14 protein-coding genes and 2 tRNA genes are annotated in these 14,859 nt (G+C 65.9%); 10 read left to right on the forward strand and 6 right to left on the reverse strand.

Annotated features, from left to right (window positions below):
- Positions 1-85 precede the first annotated feature (85 nt).
- The 4 genes from AC5Y49_RS07160 to AC5Y49_RS07175 all read left to right on the forward strand — a co-directional run bounded on the left by AC5Y49_RS07160 (position 86) and on the right by AC5Y49_RS07175 (position 2,651).
- Entirely contained in the window at positions 86-877 is a 792-nt protein-coding gene (locus tag AC5Y49_RS07160; RefSeq protein WP_499885320.1) for a fumarylacetoacetate hydrolase family protein, read from the forward strand.
- Positions 874-2,337, forward strand: coding sequence for a glutamate--tRNA ligase (gene gltX, locus AC5Y49_RS07165; RefSeq protein WP_499885322.1), 1,464 nt, complete (start codon positions 874-876; stop codon positions 2,335-2,337). The genes AC5Y49_RS07160 and gltX overlap by 4 nt, the downstream gene beginning before the upstream one ends.
- A gap of 97 nt (positions 2,338-2,434) precedes the next feature.
- Positions 2,435-2,506 (forward strand) — tRNA-Gln (locus AC5Y49_RS07170).
- Positions 2,507-2,578: 72 nt separating this feature from the next.
- A tRNA-Glu gene (locus AC5Y49_RS07175) sits at positions 2,579-2,651 on the forward strand.
- Positions 2,652-2,671: 20 nt separating this feature from the next.
- On the opposite strand, the gene AC5Y49_RS07180 is transcribed toward AC5Y49_RS07175, so the two are convergent.
- Both AC5Y49_RS07180 and AC5Y49_RS07185 read right to left on the reverse strand, forming a co-directional pair.
- Positions 2,672-3,178 carry a pyridoxamine 5'-phosphate oxidase family protein gene (locus AC5Y49_RS07180; protein ID WP_499885324.1) on the reverse strand — a complete coding sequence of 169 codons (507 nt, stop codon included), beginning with the start codon at positions 3,176-3,178 and terminating at the stop codon, positions 2,672-2,674.
- 72 nt (positions 3,179-3,250) lie between these two features.
- Positions 3,251-3,952, reverse strand: coding sequence for an IclR family transcriptional regulator (locus tag AC5Y49_RS07185; RefSeq protein ID WP_499885326.1), 702 nt, complete (start codon positions 3,950-3,952; stop codon positions 3,251-3,253).
- A 44-nt stretch (positions 3,953-3,996) separates the two neighbouring features.
- On the opposite strand from AC5Y49_RS07185, the gene leuC reads away from it, so the two are divergent.
- The 3 genes from leuC to AC5Y49_RS07200 all read left to right on the forward strand — a co-directional run bounded on the left by leuC (position 3,997) and on the right by AC5Y49_RS07200 (position 6,864).
- Positions 3,997-5,403: a 3-isopropylmalate dehydratase large subunit gene (gene leuC, locus AC5Y49_RS07190; protein WP_499885328.1), complete on the forward strand. Its 1,407-nt coding sequence runs from the start codon at positions 3,997-3,999 to the stop codon at positions 5,401-5,403.
- 22 nt (positions 5,404-5,425) lie between these two features.
- Complete coding sequence (gene leuD / locus AC5Y49_RS07195; protein WP_499885330.1) at positions 5,426-6,022, forward strand: 3-isopropylmalate dehydratase small subunit; 597 nt, start codon at positions 5,426-5,428, stop codon at positions 6,020-6,022.
- Between the two features lie 200 nt (positions 6,023-6,222).
- Positions 6,223-6,864, forward strand: a complete 642-nt coding sequence (locus AC5Y49_RS07200) for an HU family DNA-binding protein (RefSeq protein WP_499885331.1) — start codon at positions 6,223-6,225, stop codon at positions 6,862-6,864.
- 63 nt (positions 6,865-6,927) lie between these two features.
- On the opposite strand, the gene mutT1 is transcribed toward AC5Y49_RS07200, so the two are convergent.
- The 3 genes from mutT1 to cofC form a co-directional block, all read right to left on the reverse strand.
- Positions 6,928-7,899: an 8-oxo-(d)GTP phosphatase MutT1 gene (gene mutT1, locus AC5Y49_RS07205; RefSeq protein ID WP_499885334.1), complete on the reverse strand. Its 972-nt coding sequence runs from the start codon at positions 7,897-7,899 to the stop codon at positions 6,928-6,930.
- Positions 7,900-7,972: 73 nt separating this feature from the next.
- Entirely contained in the window at positions 7,973-10,171 is a 2,199-nt protein-coding gene (locus AC5Y49_RS07210; RefSeq protein ID WP_499885337.1) for an RNA degradosome polyphosphate kinase, read from the reverse strand.
- A gap of 55 nt (positions 10,172-10,226) precedes the next feature.
- Positions 10,227-10,880, reverse strand: coding sequence for a 2-phospho-L-lactate guanylyltransferase (gene cofC, locus AC5Y49_RS07215; RefSeq protein WP_499885339.1), 654 nt, complete (start codon positions 10,878-10,880; stop codon positions 10,227-10,229).
- Positions 10,881-10,946: 66 nt separating this feature from the next.
- On the opposite strand from cofC, the gene AC5Y49_RS07220 reads away from it, so the two are divergent.
- The 3 genes from AC5Y49_RS07220 (at position 10,947) to AC5Y49_RS07230 (ending at position 14,222) form a co-directional block, all read left to right on the forward strand.
- Positions 10,947-11,951 (forward strand): NAD(P)H-dependent glycerol-3-phosphate dehydrogenase, encoded by a 1,005-nt coding sequence (locus AC5Y49_RS07220; protein WP_499885341.1) that lies wholly within the window; start codon positions 10,947-10,949, stop codon positions 11,949-11,951.
- A complete protein-coding gene (locus tag AC5Y49_RS07225; protein ID WP_499885344.1) occupies positions 11,948-13,051 on the forward strand; it encodes a cystathionine gamma-lyase in 1,104 nt (367 codons plus the stop codon). The genes AC5Y49_RS07220 and AC5Y49_RS07225 overlap by 4 nt, the downstream gene beginning before the upstream one ends.
- 61 nt (positions 13,052-13,112) lie before the next feature.
- Positions 13,113-14,222 (forward strand): D-alanine--D-alanine ligase family protein, encoded by a 1,110-nt coding sequence (locus AC5Y49_RS07230; protein ID WP_499885347.1) that lies wholly within the window; start codon positions 13,113-13,115, stop codon positions 14,220-14,222.
- Positions 14,223-14,300: 78 nt separating this feature from the next.
- On the opposite strand, the gene AC5Y49_RS07235 is transcribed toward AC5Y49_RS07230, so the two are convergent.
- Positions 14,301-14,825 (reverse strand): DUF3515 domain-containing protein, encoded by a 525-nt coding sequence (locus AC5Y49_RS07235; protein ID WP_499885351.1) that lies wholly within the window; start codon positions 14,823-14,825, stop codon positions 14,301-14,303.
- Positions 14,826-14,859 lie beyond the last annotated feature (34 nt).

Here is a 14,859-nt window from a genome sequence, read left to right on the forward strand (position 1 = left end):
TTTCCAGGGTTCCAGGTAGTCGGTTCTTCCGTGTCGGCCCATGGCGCCGGCGCGTCATGGCCGCATCGTCATTAGGCTCTGACGAATGCGCCTTGGCCGAATTGCCAGTCCCGACGGCGTCGCCTTCGTCAGCATCGAAGGCGAGCCCGGAGACCCCGACGGGATGACCACCCGCGAGATCGCCGAGCATCCGTTCGGCACACCGACGTTCACCGGTCGCAGCTGGCCGCTGGCCGACGTGCGGCTGCTGGCCCCGATGCTGGCCAGCAAGGTGGTCTGCGTCGGCAAGAACTACGCCGCGCACATCGCCGAGATGGGCGGCGGTGCATCCGCTCCCGACCCCGTGATCTTCCTCAAGCCCAATACCGCGATCATCGGACCCAACGTGCCGATCCGATTGCCCGCCACAGCATCTCCCGTCCATTTCGAAGGCGAGTTGGCCGCAGTCATCAGTCGCCCTTGCAAAGACGTCACGGCTGACCGCGCCGCCGAGTCCATCCTGGGGTACACCGTCGCCAACGACGTGACGGCCCGCGATCAACAGCAGTCCGACGGGCAGTGGACGCGGGCGAAGGGCCACGACACGTTCTGCCCCGTGGGGCCGTGGATCGTCACCGACGTCGACCCCTCCGACCTCGAGTTGTGCACCGAGGTCAACGGGCAGGTCAAGCAACGGAGCCGCACTTCGCTGATGATCCACGACATCGGAGCGATCGTGGAATGGATCTCGGCGGTGATGACCCTGCTGCCAGGCGATCTCATCCTCACCGGCACGCCCGACGGAGTCGGGCCCATCGAGGACGGCGACACGGTGACCGTCGCCGTCGAGGGAATCGGTACGTTGACCAATCCTGTTGCTCGCAAAGGGAAGTCATGACCGACGAGGTGCGGGTCCGGTTCTGCCCGTCGCCGACCGGCGTGCCGCATGTCGGGCTGATCCGCACTGCGCTGTTCAATTGGGCCTATGCCCGTCACACCGGCGGCACCTTCGTCTTCCGCCTGGAAGACACCGACGCTCAACGCGACAGCGAGGAAAGCTATCTGGCGCTGTTGGACGCATTGCGCTGGCTCGGCCTGAATTGGGACGAGGGCCCCGAAGTCGGCGGTGATTACGCTCCCTACCGGCAGTCGCAGCGGGGTGACATCTACCGCGACGTGGTGACCCAATTACTGGCGGCAGGCGAGGCCTACCAGGCCTTTTCGACGCCCGAAGAGGTCGAGGCACGCCATCTCGCGGCCGGGCGCAGCCCCAAGCTGGGCTATGACAACTTCGACCGAGATTTGACCGCGCAACATCGCGCGGCTTATCTGGCCGAAGGTCGCCAACCGGTAGTGCGCTTGCGGATGCCCGACGAGGATCTCGGCTGGGACGATTTGGTCCGCGGACCGACCAACTTCGCAGCCGGCGCCGTACCTGATTTCGCCTTGACTCGCGCCAGCGGAGATCCCTTGTACACCTTGGTCAATCCCGTCGACGACGCGCTGATGAAGATCACCCACGTGCTGCGCGGTGAAGATCTGCTGCCGTCCACCCCGCGGCAGATCGCGCTGTACCAGGCGCTGATTCGCATCGGGGTGGCCCAGCGTGTTCCCGAGTTCGCCCACCTACCAACAGTTTTAGGCGAAGGAACCCGAAAGCTCTCCAAGCGGGACCCGCAGTCGAATCTTTTCGCGCACCGGGACCGCGGCTTCATTCCGGAGGGACTGCTGAACTATCTGGCGTTGCTCGGCTGGTCGATCGCCGGTGACCGCGACGTGTTCAGCCTTGCGGAGATGGTGGCCGCGTTCGACGTCGCCGACGTCAACGCCAATCCGGCCAGGTTCGACCAGAAGAAGGCCGACGCAATCAACGCCGAGCACATCCGGCTCCTCAACCCGGACGAGTTCACCGACAGGCTGCGCAACTACTTCGCCGCCCACGGGCATCGGACCGGGTTGGACGACGCGGCTTTCGCCACGGCGGCCGGACTGGTGCAGACCCGCATTGTCGTGCTCGGTGACGCCTGGGCGCTGCTGAAGTTTCTGAATGACGACGAGTATGCAATTGATCCGAAGGCCAACGCCAAAGAATTGGGACCGGATGCGCGTCCGGTGCTCGACGCCGCCGCGGCGGCCCTGGACGCCGTGACGGAATGGACCGCGGCCGGCATCGAAACTGCCCTCAAAGATGCGCTGCTGGATGGTCTGGGGCTCAAACCACGCAAGGCCTTCGGCCCGATCCGAGTCGCGGCCACCGGGGCGTTGATCAGCCCACCGCTGTTCGAATCGCTGGAGCTGTTGGGACGTGACCGCAGTCTGCACCGAATCCGCGCCGCCGGCACCCGGGCACAGCCGTGAGCATGGCGGCTGGATTCTTTGGTAGTCTGCACGTCGGCCCACAACCGCTGGCAGCAGCCGCCCCATGATGCGCTGACCAGCAGTTATAGGCAGCCAATGGGGTATGGTGTAATTGGCAACACAGCTGATTCTGGTTCAGCCATTCTAGGTTCGAGTCCTGGTACCCCAGCAAAGTTTGTCCACCACAAGCAATTAGGTGGGTATACCGCTGTGAGCTATGCTGACAGCTCGGATCGGTTCTGGCCCCGTCGTCTAGCGGCCTAGGACGCCGCCCTCTCACGGCGGTAGCGTGGGTTCGAATCCCATCGGGGCTACTTATCCGGCCGGTGCGCTGTTACGGCGCGAGCACACTCGGCGCAGTTGAACCGCCCACCGGCATATGCGGCAGCCCGAGCTTGCGATGATCCCAGGAGCGGGTGCGCCGCGCGGCGATGCGCACCGCGACCCGCTTGTTCATCATCTGATCCACCGCCGGTTTCATGTCGTCGGTGTACGGCCCGGTGTAGCGCTCCCATACGCTGACGCCGACCCGGAAGATCGCCTCGGAGTCATCGACAATCTCGGCGTGTCCTTCGAAGGAAACCCCGCGCAGCGTGTCGTAGGTGTTGCCGTCCTCGAGTAGGAAACTCACCCGCGGGTCACGCCGGAGGTTCACCGCCTTCTGCGACTTCGCCTTGGTCTCCAGCCAGATCTCGCCATCGACCACGCCGTACCACATGGCGGTCAGATGCGGTTGCCCGTCGGGCCCCACGGTGGCCAACGTGCCGGTGCGGCTGGAGGCGACGAAGTCGGCGATCTCGGCTTCGGACATGACAATCTGCGCGCGCTGGTTGCTACCCATGGCTTGACAGTGTGGCAGGTCGGCGATTCGAGACGGCGACGACGGCATCGAAACTGCATCTCGACGCAACGACTAAAGCCGGCGAGTCAACGCGTCGGCCGCGGCCAGCAGGTCGGCCGCCCACCGCGCACCGGGCCGTCGTCCCATCCGGTCGATCGGCCCGGACACCGAAATAGCGGCGATCACTGCACCGCGGCTATCGCGCACCGGCGCCGACACGCTGGCTACCCCGGGCTCGCGTTCGGCGGCGCTTTGCGCCCAACCGCGCCGGCGCACCTCGGCCAGTGTGCGGTCGGTGAATTTCGCATCCGGTAACACCGCCTGCTGGGTGGCGGCATCGGCGTAAGCCAACAGCACTTTGGCGCCCGACCCTGCGGTCATCGGTAGCCGCGTCCCGACCGGAACGGTATCGCGAAGGCCCGCAGGCGGTTCCAGCGCCGCCACACAGATCCGCCAACTGCCCTCGCGGCGGTACAACTGCACGCTTTCACCGGTGATCTCGCGCAGTTGCGGCAGCACCGCTGCGCCGGCCGCCAGCAGCGGGTCGCTGACCGCAGCCGCGAGTTCGCTTACCGCCGGTCCCAGCAGCCACCGACCCGCGCCGTCGCGCACCAGCAGCCGATGGACCTCCAGGCCGGCGGCCAACCGGTGCGCAGTCGCCCTGGGCAGACCGGTGCGGTCGCACAATTCGGCCAATCCGCATGGTGATTCCGCAATCGTGTGCAGCACGCCCACGGCTTTGTCGAGGACGCCGATGCCGCTATCATGTCTCACATAGAGATACTAACGTCTCATATAGTGAGATCAAGGGAATTGAGATGACAACGCGCACTCTGGCCGAGAAGGTTTGGGACGACCACGTCGTGGTCTCCGGTGGCGGCACCGAACCGGATCTGATCTACATCGACTTACATCTGGTGCACGAGGTCACCAGTCCGCAGGCGTTCGAGGGTCTGCGGCTGGCCGGGCGTCCGGTACGCCGACCCGATCTGACGCTCGCCACCGAAGACCACAACGTACCGACCATCGACATCGACAAGCCGATCGCCGACCCGGTATCGCGGACTCAAGTCGAGACGCTGCGGCGCAATTGCGCCGAATTCGGTATCCGGCTGCACCCGATGGGCGATATCGACCAGGGCATCGTGCACATCATCGGGCCGCAGTTGGGTCTCACCCAGCCCGGCATGACGATCGTGTGCGGCGACAGCCATACCTCCACCCATGGCGCATTCGGCGCTTTGGCAATGGGTATCGGCACGTCGGAAGTCGAACATGTGTTGGCCACCCAGACATTGCCGCTGCGGCCGTTCAAGACGATGGCGGTCAACATCGATGGGCAATTGCCGCCGGGCGTGACCGCCAAGGACATCATCCTGGCGGTGATCGCCAAAATCGGCACCGGCGGCGGCCAGGGTCATGTCATCGAATACCGCGGCAGCACCGTCGAATCGCTGTCGATGGAAGCACGGATGACGATGTGCAATATGAGCATCGAAGCCGGCGCCCGCGCCGGAATGGTGGCCCCCGATGCGACGACGTACGAGTTCCTGCGTGACCGACCGCACGCGCCGACCGGAGCCCAATGGGATGCCGCGATGGCCTACTGGGAAGGGCTGCGCACCGACGAGGGTGCCGAATTCGACACCGAGGTCTATCTCGACGCCACCGAGTTGAGTCCATTTGTCACCTGGGGCACCAACCCCGGGCAGGGCGTCCCGTTGGCCGCGGCGGTGCCGGATCCCGAGTTGATGACTGACGACGCGCAGCGTCAGGCCGCCGAGAAGGCATTGGCCTACATGGACCTTCGACCCGGGATCCCGATGCGGGAGATCGCCGTCGACACGGTGTTCATCGGATCCTGTACCAACGGCCGCATCGAGGATCTGCGTGCGGTGGCCGACGTATTGCGTGACCGGCACATCGCCGACGGTGTGCGAATGCTGGTGGTTCCGGGGTCGATGCGGGTGCGCGCGCAGGCCGAAGCAGAAGGGCTGGCCGAGGTTTTCACGGCGGCAGGCGCCGAATGGCGTCAGGCCGGTTGCTCGATGTGTCTCGGGATGAACCCCGACCAACTTGCGCCAGGGGAGCGATGCGCCGCGACCTCCAACCGCAACTTCGAAGGGCGGCAGGGCAAAGGCGGCCGCACGCATCTGGTGTCTCCGGTGGTGGCCGCCGCCACGGCCGTGCGCGGGAAACTGTCGGCCCCCGCCGACTTGGACTGAGCTAGCAGGGAAAGGAACGGGCATGGAAGCATTTCGTACCCACACCGGTATCGGAGTTCCGCTGCGGCGGTCCAATGTCGACACCGATCAGATCATTCCTGCCGTCTATTTGAAGCGGGTGACCCGAACGGGTTTCGAAGACGGATTGTTCGCGGCCTGGCGTAGCGATCCGTCTTTCGTGCTCAATCTCAGCCCATTCGACAGGGGCTCAGTCCTCGTCGCCGGACCTGATTTCGGAACCGGATCCTCGCGCGAGCACGCGGTGTGGGCACTGATGGACTATGGATTCCGGGTGGTGATCTCATCGCGCTTCGCCGACATTTTCCGGGGGAACGCGGGCAAGGCAGGCCTCTTAGCGGCCGAAGTCGCCCAAGATGATGTCGAACTGCTCTGGAAGCTCATCGAGCAGCATCCGGGGTTGGAAATCACTGTCAATCTTCAAGATCGGAATGTGTCCGCCGGAACGGTGGTGGTGCCGTTCACGATTGACGATTACACCGCCTGGCGACTGGCCGAAGGCCTCGACGATATAGGTCTTACGCTGCAGAAACTCGATCACATCGAGTCTTTCGAGGAGGCGCGGAAAGCCTGGAAACCGCGCACTCTTCCGGCTTCCTAACCCGGCCGGAAAGGCCCGAATTCCGGCGTTACACCCGGACCATTTGGCCGCCTCGCCACCGACCAAGGGCGGCAACCGGATTGCAAAAAAGTCCGTTATTGCCGCCTGAAATTGCGCGTGGCTCTTGGAAATCAGTGGTGTCAGGGTTTACCGTGTCCACTAGTCGGTCCAACAAGGGCCACTGGCTTCGGAGGGTTTGCATGAACAAAGCAGAGCTCATTGACGTACTCACAGACAAATTGGGCTCAGATCGTCGGTCGGCTACCGCCGCTGTGGAGAACGTCGTCGACACCATTGTGCGCGCGGTGCACAAGGGCGACAGCGTCACCATTACCGGCTTCGGTGTGTTCGAACAGCGGCGTCGCGCAGCACGCGTCGCCCGTAATCCCCGCACCGGCGAGACGGTGAAGGTCAAGCCGACATCGGTGCCGGCATTCCGCCCCGGCGCACAATTCAAAGCCGTTGTCTCTGGCGCACAGCGTCTCCCATCGGAAGGACCTGCCGTGAAACGTGGTGTGGTAGCAAGCGGCGCCAAGAAGGCGGCGAAGAAATCACCGGCCAAGAAAGCGGCCAAGAAGACGGCTGCCAAGAAGGCTGCGAAGAAGGCTCCGGCCAAGAAGACCGCCGCGAAGAAGGCTCCGGCCAAGAAGGCCGCAACCAAGCGGACGCCGGCTAAGAAGGCCGCAACCAAGCGGGCGCCGGCCAAGAAGGCCACTAAGTCGACGGCACGGAAAGCGACGAAGTCGACGGCGCGCAAGACTGCAACTAAGGCCCCGGCCCGCAAGTCTGCCGCCAAGAAGTCGCCGGCCAAGAAGGCCACCGCCCGCCGCGGGCGCAGGTAATCACAGCACGGAGATTCGCCGCGGTTCGGCCCTAGCGTGGGCCGGCCGCGGCGAATCCGCGTGCTAGGTCACCACGTTGGTGGCCAGCGCGCTGCCGATGTGATCGGCGGCCACCAGCCGCCCCGCCGATAGCGACAGAACCCAGGTGCTGCCCTTGCGGTTGCGCGATTTGTCGGGACGCACGCCGTCGCGGTCACACCACCAACCGATCAGATCCGGAATCACCTTGCCCTGCGTGCAGATCACCGGAGTATGCGTCGGACCCGGCGTCGACCGTCTACGGCGCGCACCGTCGCGCAGCCCGGCGATTTCCAAAACCCGGCGCCGGGCTTGCTTGGGATTATCGGCATAGGCTTCCTCGGTGAGCATGGGCTCGTTGCAGATGACCACACCCAATTCTTCGGCCAGCGGTTCCACCGTCTGGTGGCACCGCACCCGGTCGGCCGCGTAGACATCGTCGGCGCCGAAGGCCAAGAGCTGACCGACCAGTGCCTCGGCCTGCGCACGCCCCTTCTTGTCCAAGGGGCGCTTGGTGTCATCCCCGGAGAACCGCTTCTTGCTGCCCGCGGTACCGTGCCGGACCACCAATACGGTCTGGGTATCGGCCGGATGTTTGGCGAACCGGCGCAGAACTTTTCGATCCTGCGGGTAGGACACCTTCTTCATCGCCGCCGCGACGGGCAACCACAGCAACTCGTCGACTTCGCGGTTCGGGCTGAAATTCCCGCCGAGGCTGCACGCCGCCCAGTACAGCACCTTCTTGGTGCCTTGCTCGATCGGGTAACTCACCGTTGCGATGCGTCTACCCAAATGCACGCGGTGGCCGGTTTCTTCGAAGACCTCACGCACGGCGGCAACCGGTTCGGTTTCACCGGCATCGACTTTGCCTTTGGGCAGTGACCAGTCGTCGTAGCGCGGGCGGTGGATGAGCGCGATTTCGACATCGGCCTCGTGGTGCCCGGGGCGCCATAGCACCGCGCCACCGGCACAAACGATCTTGCTCGCTGGACGCTCCGGCGAGTTCTGTGTCGACACCCTCACTCCTGCAGGTCAATCGGGGCGCCGCTGGTACACAGCGCCTGGCCGGTCGGTCGGGTAGAGATTTCCGTCAAGGACTGCGGTGCCGCTCCATCAGCGATACCTGATGGTCGCGCACGGTGTGACCGGCCTGCGGCGACGCCCTCCACTGGCCGTCCGATCCCAATTCCCAGCAGCGGGTGGCCGGGTCCAGTGCCGACTCGAACATGTCGTTCATTTGTGCTGTCAGCCGGGGATCTTTGACTTGGGCCATCACCTCGATACGCCGGTCGAGGTTGCGGTGCATCATGTCGGCGCTGCCGATCCAGAACTCGTCGATGGCGCGGAAGTGAAAGACCCGCGAGTGCTCGAGGAAGCGACCGAGAATCGAGCGGACGGTGATGTTTTCGGAGAACCCCTCCATGCCGGGACGTAGTGCGCAAATTCCGCGCACTACCACCTCGACGCAGACCCCGGCCTGCGATGCGTGATAGAGCGCATCAATGACCTGCTCGTCGACGAGCGCGTTGGCTTTCAGCCGGATCCATCCGTCGCCGCTTTCGCGGTGCGCCTCGACCTCTCGTTGCACGCGTTCGATGATGCCGGTGCGAATGCCGTGCGGAGCCACCAGCAGATTGCGGTAGGTCAGTTTTCGTGAGTAGCCGGTGAGCGAGTTGAACAGGTCGGTCAGGTCCGCACCGATGTCAGGGTCTGCGGTGAGCAAGCCGATGTCCTCGTAGAGTCGCGCGGTCTTGCTGTTGTAGTTACCGGTGCCGACGTGGCAGTAACGCCGGATCGTCGAACCCTCACGACGCACCACCAAACATGTCTTGCAGTGTGTCTTGAGTCCGACGAGCCCGTACACCACATGCACGCCGGCCTGCTCGAGCTGACGCGCCCACTTGATGTTGGCCTGCTCGTCGAAGCGGGCCTTGATCTCCACGAGCGCCACCACCTGCTTGCCGGCCTCGGCAGCGTCGATGAGTGCAGTGACGATCGGCGAATCACCCGACGTGCGATACAGCGTTTGTTTGATCGCGAGTACGCCCGGGTCGGCTGCCGCCTGCTCGATGAAGCGCTGCACGCTAGTGGAAAACGAGTCATACGGGTGGTGCACCAATATGTCGCCTTCGCGCAGGGTGGCGAAAATACTTTTGGGCGTCTCCCGCTCGGCGAACGCCGGATGAGTGGCCGGCACGAAGGTCGGATCTTTCAGTGCCGGACGGTCGAGGTCGTAGATCTGCCACAGCGACGACAGGTCCAGCAGCCCGGGCACGTTGATCACGTCGCCGGGATGCACGTCGAGTTCGCGCAGCAGCAACTCCAACATGTTCTCGGTCATGTCGTCGGCGACCTCGAGCCGCACCGGGGACCCGAATCGCCGGCGCGCCAGTTCCCGCTCGAGGGCTTGCAGTAGGTCCTCGTCGCGGTCTTCTTCGACCTCGAAGTCCGCGTTGCGGGTAATGCGGAACACGTGGTGCTCCACGATTTCCAAGCCGGGGAACAGCACCGGCAGGAAAGCCGCAATCAGTTCCTCCATCGGCAGGAATCGGACTTGCGCTTTGCCGTCGGCACTTTCGCGGGCGGCGAGCTCGACGAAGCGATCGACGTTGTCGGGCACTTTGACCCGGGCGAAGTGAGTGCCGCCGTCGTCGGGTCGCTTGACGGTGACCGCCAGGTTCAGGCTCAGGCCACTGACGAACGGGAACGGGTGAGCCGGGTCGACAGCCAACGGTGTCAGAACCGGGAAGACCTGCTCGTGGAAATACTCCGACAGTTGCTTGCGCTCATCCTCGTTCAGCTCGGTCCACGTGACGACGTAGATACCGTGCTCGGCGAGCGCGGGACGCACCGAATCGAGGAACACCCGTGCGTGCCGGCTGGCGATGTGCTGAGTTTGCTCACCGATGCGACGCAATTGTTCGCGTGGGGTCAAGCCATCGGCCGACCGCACCGAGAGTCCCATTTCGTCGCGGCGCTTGAGGCCGGCCACCCGGACCATGTAGAACTCGTCGAGGTTGGAGGCGAAGATCGCCAGAAACTTGGCCCGCTCCAGCAGCGGCAGCGAGGTGTCGGCGGCCAGGGCCAGGACGCGCGCGTTGAAATCCAGCCAACTCAGCTCGCGGTTGAGATATCGGTGCTCGGGAAGCGCGTCCTCGATTGCGGCAGCAGCAGTTGCTGCGGGCGGTGCGCCCGGTGCCGAGTCGCCCGGGTGCCACACCGTGGCGTCCGGGCGCGCCTCGGCTGCCTCCCGGGCTTCGGTTTCGGTCACTGTTCGATCATGACTCATCGACGGGTGTCACTGCCACCAGCCGACTGACATCCATCCGCCGTTGGTGTGCTGTTCACCTGACGCCGCCGATCGCGCGAGCTGTCGCCGGACCCACACCGAGGCGGCGAGCAGCAGCCAGATCGTCGGGGGTGTCGATATCGCAGCGCAGGCCCGGCCACGCGCCGGTCAGCTCGATCGCGCCCGAACGCCGATGCTGCGCGGCTGAATCGGGCCCGAACCGCGGGTCGAGTCCCGCGCCGAACGCGCACAGCGCCGCCGTTCCGCTGCCGAGCCGGTCAGCGACGAAGCTGCGTCGGTAACTGCGTGCGGCAGCGATCGCCTCCGCAAGTTCCTGAGTTTGCAATGACGGCAAATCGCCTTGCAGCACAACGATATTCGGGGTGGATTCGACTACCACCCGTTCGGCGGCCGCGATCGCGTTGTTCAACGGATCGCGATGACCTTCGGGCGTGGGGTCGAACAGCACTTCGGCTCCGAGGGCGGCCGCCGTGTCGGCAGCAGCATCGTCAGGGGTGATGACGGTGATCGAGCGCACCGACCCAACACCGGCTGCCGCGGTCAAGGCGTCGGCCAGCATGGCCAGCACCACGTTTTCACGGGTCTGCGCTGAGAACACCGGCGCCAGCCGGGTCTTGGCGGCCGCCAACCGTTTGACGGCGATGATCAAGCCGACATCGGCCTCCGCGTCGGCCTGCCTGCCGTCCATACCGCAATCCTGCCAGCCCGGTTTCGTCGCCCGGCGTCGTCCACCGGGCAGACTAGGGTGAACGCAATGACTGAAGGCTCCGTCGCAGTGATGGGCGCCGGCGCATGGGGCACGGCGCTGGCCAAGGTGCTGGCCGACGCCGGCAGTGAGGTGAGGTTGTGGGCGCGCCGCGCCGACGTCGCCGCGGAAATCAATGCCACCCGGTGTAACTCCGATTACCTGCCGGACGTGCGGTTGTCACCGGCTATCCGGGCCACCTCCGACGCCGCGGAGGCGCTCAGCGGTGCGTCGACGGTGTTGGTCGGTGTCCCGGCGCAGACGATGCGGAGCAACCTCGAGCAGTGGGCCGGCTTGGTCAGCGAGGGCGCGACGCTGGTCAGTCTGGCCAAGGGCATCGAGTTGGGAACTCTGATGCGGATGAGCCAGGTGATCGTCGCGGTCACCGGTGTCGATCCGGCACAGGTCGCGGTGCTGTCCGGACCGAATCTCGCCAGCGAGATCGGGGCCGGCCAACCCGCCGCCACCGTCGTCGCCTGCAGCGACTCCGGACGCGCCGTGGCAATACAGCGCGCGCTGAACACCGGCTACTTCCGCCCGTACACCAACGCCGATGTCATCGGGACCGAGATAGGCGGCGCGTGCAAGAACGTCATCGCCCTGGCCTGTGGAATGGCGGTCGGCGTGGGCCTCGGCGAAAACACCGCGGCAGCGATCATCACTCGTGGGCTCGCGGAGATCATGCGCCTCGGGATCGCAGTGGGAGCCAAGGGCGCAACGCTGGCCGGCCTGGCCGGAGTGGGGGACCTGGTGGCCACCTGCACGTCGGCGCATTCGCGGAACCGATCGTTCGGTGAATGCCTGGGTCGCGGCGGAACGATGGAATCGGCGCTGCAGGCCAGGGACGGCCAGGCCGTCGAAGGTGTGACGACGTGCGAATCGGTGCTGGCCCTGGCCTCCAGCTACGACGTCGAGATGCCGCTCACCGACGCGGTTCACCGCGTCTGCCACAAGGGGCTGTCGGTCGGCGAGGCCGTACTGCTGCTGCTGGGTCGCAGCACCAAACCAGAATGACGCGTTACGGCGATTCCACTCGCACCCTGAAAGCCGTCAGTTCGCCGGCGGTGCCGGGGCTGCCGATGGCACCGTCGCCGGTGCTGGCGTCGGCCTACCACTTGTCCACCGACGAGTCCGCGCAGCTGGACGCCTATGGGCGCAAGTCGAATCCGACCTGGCGGCAGCTCGAATCGGCGTTGGCTGAGCTGGAAGGCGCCGCTGCGGCATTGGTGTTCGGCTCGGGCATGGCGGCGATCAGCGCCGTGCTGCGGGTGCTGGCCAAACCCGGCGCGGTGCTGGTCATTCCGGCCGACGGGTATTACCAGGTGCGCCACTATGCCGCCGAATATCTGGCGCCCCTCGGTGTGACGGTCATCGAAGCGGACTATGCGCAGATCTATGAGGCAGCCGAACGCGCCGATGTGGTGCTGGCCGAGACGCCGGCCAATCCACGGCTGGACGTCGTGGACCTACGCCGGCTGGCCGCGGTGTGCCACCGACGCGGTGCTCGCCTGGTCGTCGACAACACCACCGCGACACCGCTGGCGCAGCAGCCGCTGGCACTGGGCGCCGAGCTCGCGGTCGCAAGCGCGACCAAGGCCCTGTCGGGTCACAGTGATGTGGTGGCCGGATATGTCGCCGGCAACCAGCTGGAGTTGATCGCCGCGGTCGAACAGGAACGGCTGCTGGCCGGGGCCATCCTGGGTGCTTTCGAGGCCTGGCTGGTGCTGCGCAGCGTCGGCAGCGCCGGTCTGCGTTTCGAGCGTCAATGCCGCAACGCGCAGGCCCTCGCGACGATGCTGCGTGACCATCCGGCCGTGAGCGCGGTCCGGTACCCCGGGCTAGCCGACGACCCGGCCCACCCGGCCGCGTCGGCGCAGATGAGCAGATTCGGCGGCATGGTGTCCGTCGAGTTGGCCGACGCCGCTGCCGTGCATCGACTCGTTGAGCGCAGCGAGCTGCTGACCGCGGCCACCAGCTTCGGGGGGTTGCACACTTCGGTCGATCGCCGGGCTCGGTGGGGAGATCGTGTCCCGGATGGTTTCGCCCGCATCGCGCTGGGCATCGAGGACACCGACGACCTGCTGGCCGACATCGAACACGCGTTGGCACACTGAATCCGCAGGCCGCAGCGCCGTTCCCGGCATCGGCGCGCCGACCCGGTAGCCTCTCTAGGTTGTGAGTGCCCGTGACCGTATCCGCGTCGCCGTCGTGTTCGGCGGACGCAGCAACGAGCACGCCATCTCGTGCGTGTCGGCGGGCAGCATTTTGCGCAACCTCGATCCGCGGCGGTTCGAGGTCCTGGCGGTCGGCATCACGCCGGAAGGGTCGTGGGTGCTCACCGACGGAAATCCGGACGCGCTGGCGATCACCAACCGGCAGCTGCCCGGCGTGACGTCGGCATCGGGAGCCGAGTTGGCGCTGCCGGCCAGCCCGGAGCGGGCCGGTCAACTGGTGTCGCTGTCGCCGGGAGCCGGGGAGGTGCTGGGCTCGGTCGATGTCGTGTTTCCGGTGCTGCATGGCCCCTACGGCGAAGACGGCACGATTCAGGGACTGCTCGAGCTCGCCGGGGTGCCCTATGTCGGCGCCGGAGTGTTGGCCAGCGCGGCGGGCATGGACAAGGAGTTCACCAAGAAACTGCTGGCGGCCGAGGGGCTTCCGGTGGGCGCTCACTCGGTACTGCGGCCAGCGCAGCAGACACTGGATCTCGCCGACCGCGAGCGACTGGGCCTGCCGGTCTTCGTCAAGCCCGCGCGTGGCGGCTCCTCGATCGGCGTGAGCCGGGTGACCAGCTGGGACCAGCTGGTCGCCGCCGTCGCCGAGGCCCGGCGACACGACCCCAAGGTGATCGTCGAAGCCGCGATTGTGGGCCGGGAATTGGAGTGCGGAGTGCTCGAATTCCCCGACGGCACAGTGCAAGCCAGCACACTCGGCGAGATCCGGGTGGCCGGGGTGCGCGGCCGCGAAGACCCCTTCTACGACTTCGCCACCAAATACCTCGACGACGCCGCCGAACTCGACGTGCCCGCCAAAGTCGACGACGAGGTGGCCGACGCGGTGCGCGAACTGGCGATCCGGGCGTTCAAGGCGATCGACTGCCAAGGACTGGCCCGGGTGGACTTCTTCCTCACCGAGGACGGGCCGCTGATCAACGAGGTCAACACCATGCCCGGATTCACCACGATCTCGATGTATCCCAGGATGTGGGCGGCCAGCGGCGTGGACTACCCGACGTTGTTGGCGACCATGGTCGAGACCGCATTGGCCCGCGGAGTCGGCCTGCGCTAGGGCCCCGCTTGCCGAGTGGCCACTTAATGCACGCGATTCGCGCGCAGGCGTGTTATAACTTCCCATTCGGCGCGGGAATTAGGCTGACGCCGGGCTGATCGGCACCGCCGCCATGGTGTGGTCGAGCACATCCGATATCTGCTGGATCGGCGCGGGCCCCGAGCCGGGCGGCAATGTGAGCGCCACATATACGGGTCTGTCGACGGCGTACCAGGTAGACCTGTCATCTTGGCGCACCTCGAACCACTGCACCCGGTTGACGACCTGGATAGGAGCGCCCACCAGAAAATCGGCCGGCCGGTCGAGACCACAACGCAGCACGACGGGCTCGCCCTCGCTGCCGGTCTGCCACGCGGCGGTACCGGGCGGCGACGGCTGCACGGTCACGGCGCGCTGGTAATCGCCGAGTCGCTCCGGCAGCGCGGCCACTAACGCCCGGCAGGCCGGATTCTGCGCCTGCGGCGCGGGCGCAGCGGCGATCGCGACTGGTTGTCGGGACGGGTGGCGGGTCACGGCGATCGCCAGCACCGCGCCGATCGCGCCGACCGCCAAGACCAGCGCGACGATCAACAGGGCGCGCGGCGGTCCGTCGTGGTTATCCATCCGTGCATACACTCCCCGCAGTCCTACAAAACGT

It is taken from the genome of Mycobacterium sp. NGS62, assembly GCF_059812285.1.

Coding starts and splice junctions, on each gene's coding strand:
- AC5Y49_RS07210 (WP_499885337.1), bottom strand. CDS start 10,171: ATGAGTCATGATCGAACAGTGACCGAAACCGAAGCCCGGGAGGCAGCC.
- cofC (WP_499885339.1), bottom strand. CDS start 10,880: ATGGACGGCAGGCAGGCCGACGCGGAGGCCGATGTCGGCTTGATCATC.
- AC5Y49_RS07220 (WP_499885341.1), top strand. CDS start 10,947: ATGACTGAAGGCTCCGTCGCAGTGATGGGCGCCGGCGCATGGGGCACG.
- leuD (WP_499885330.1), top strand. CDS start 5,426: ATGGAAGCATTTCGTACCCACACCGGTATCGGAGTTCCGCTGCGGCGG.
- AC5Y49_RS07225 (WP_499885344.1), top strand. CDS start 11,948: ATGACGCGTTACGGCGATTCCACTCGCACCCTGAAAGCCGTCAGTTCG.
- gltX (WP_499885322.1), top strand. CDS start 874: ATGACCGACGAGGTGCGGGTCCGGTTCTGCCCGTCGCCGACCGGCGTG.
- AC5Y49_RS07235 (WP_499885351.1), bottom strand. CDS start 14,825: ATGGATAACCACGACGGACCGCCGCGCGCCCTGTTGATCGTCGCGCTG.
- AC5Y49_RS07160 (WP_499885320.1), top strand. CDS start 86: ATGCGCCTTGGCCGAATTGCCAGTCCCGACGGCGTCGCCTTCGTCAGC.
- AC5Y49_RS07200 (WP_499885331.1), top strand. CDS start 6,223: ATGAACAAAGCAGAGCTCATTGACGTACTCACAGACAAATTGGGCTCA.
- leuC (WP_499885328.1), top strand. CDS start 3,997: ATGACAACGCGCACTCTGGCCGAGAAGGTTTGGGACGACCACGTCGTG.
- AC5Y49_RS07180 (WP_499885324.1), bottom strand. CDS start 3,178: ATGGGTAGCAACCAGCGCGCGCAGATTGTCATGTCCGAAGCCGAGATC.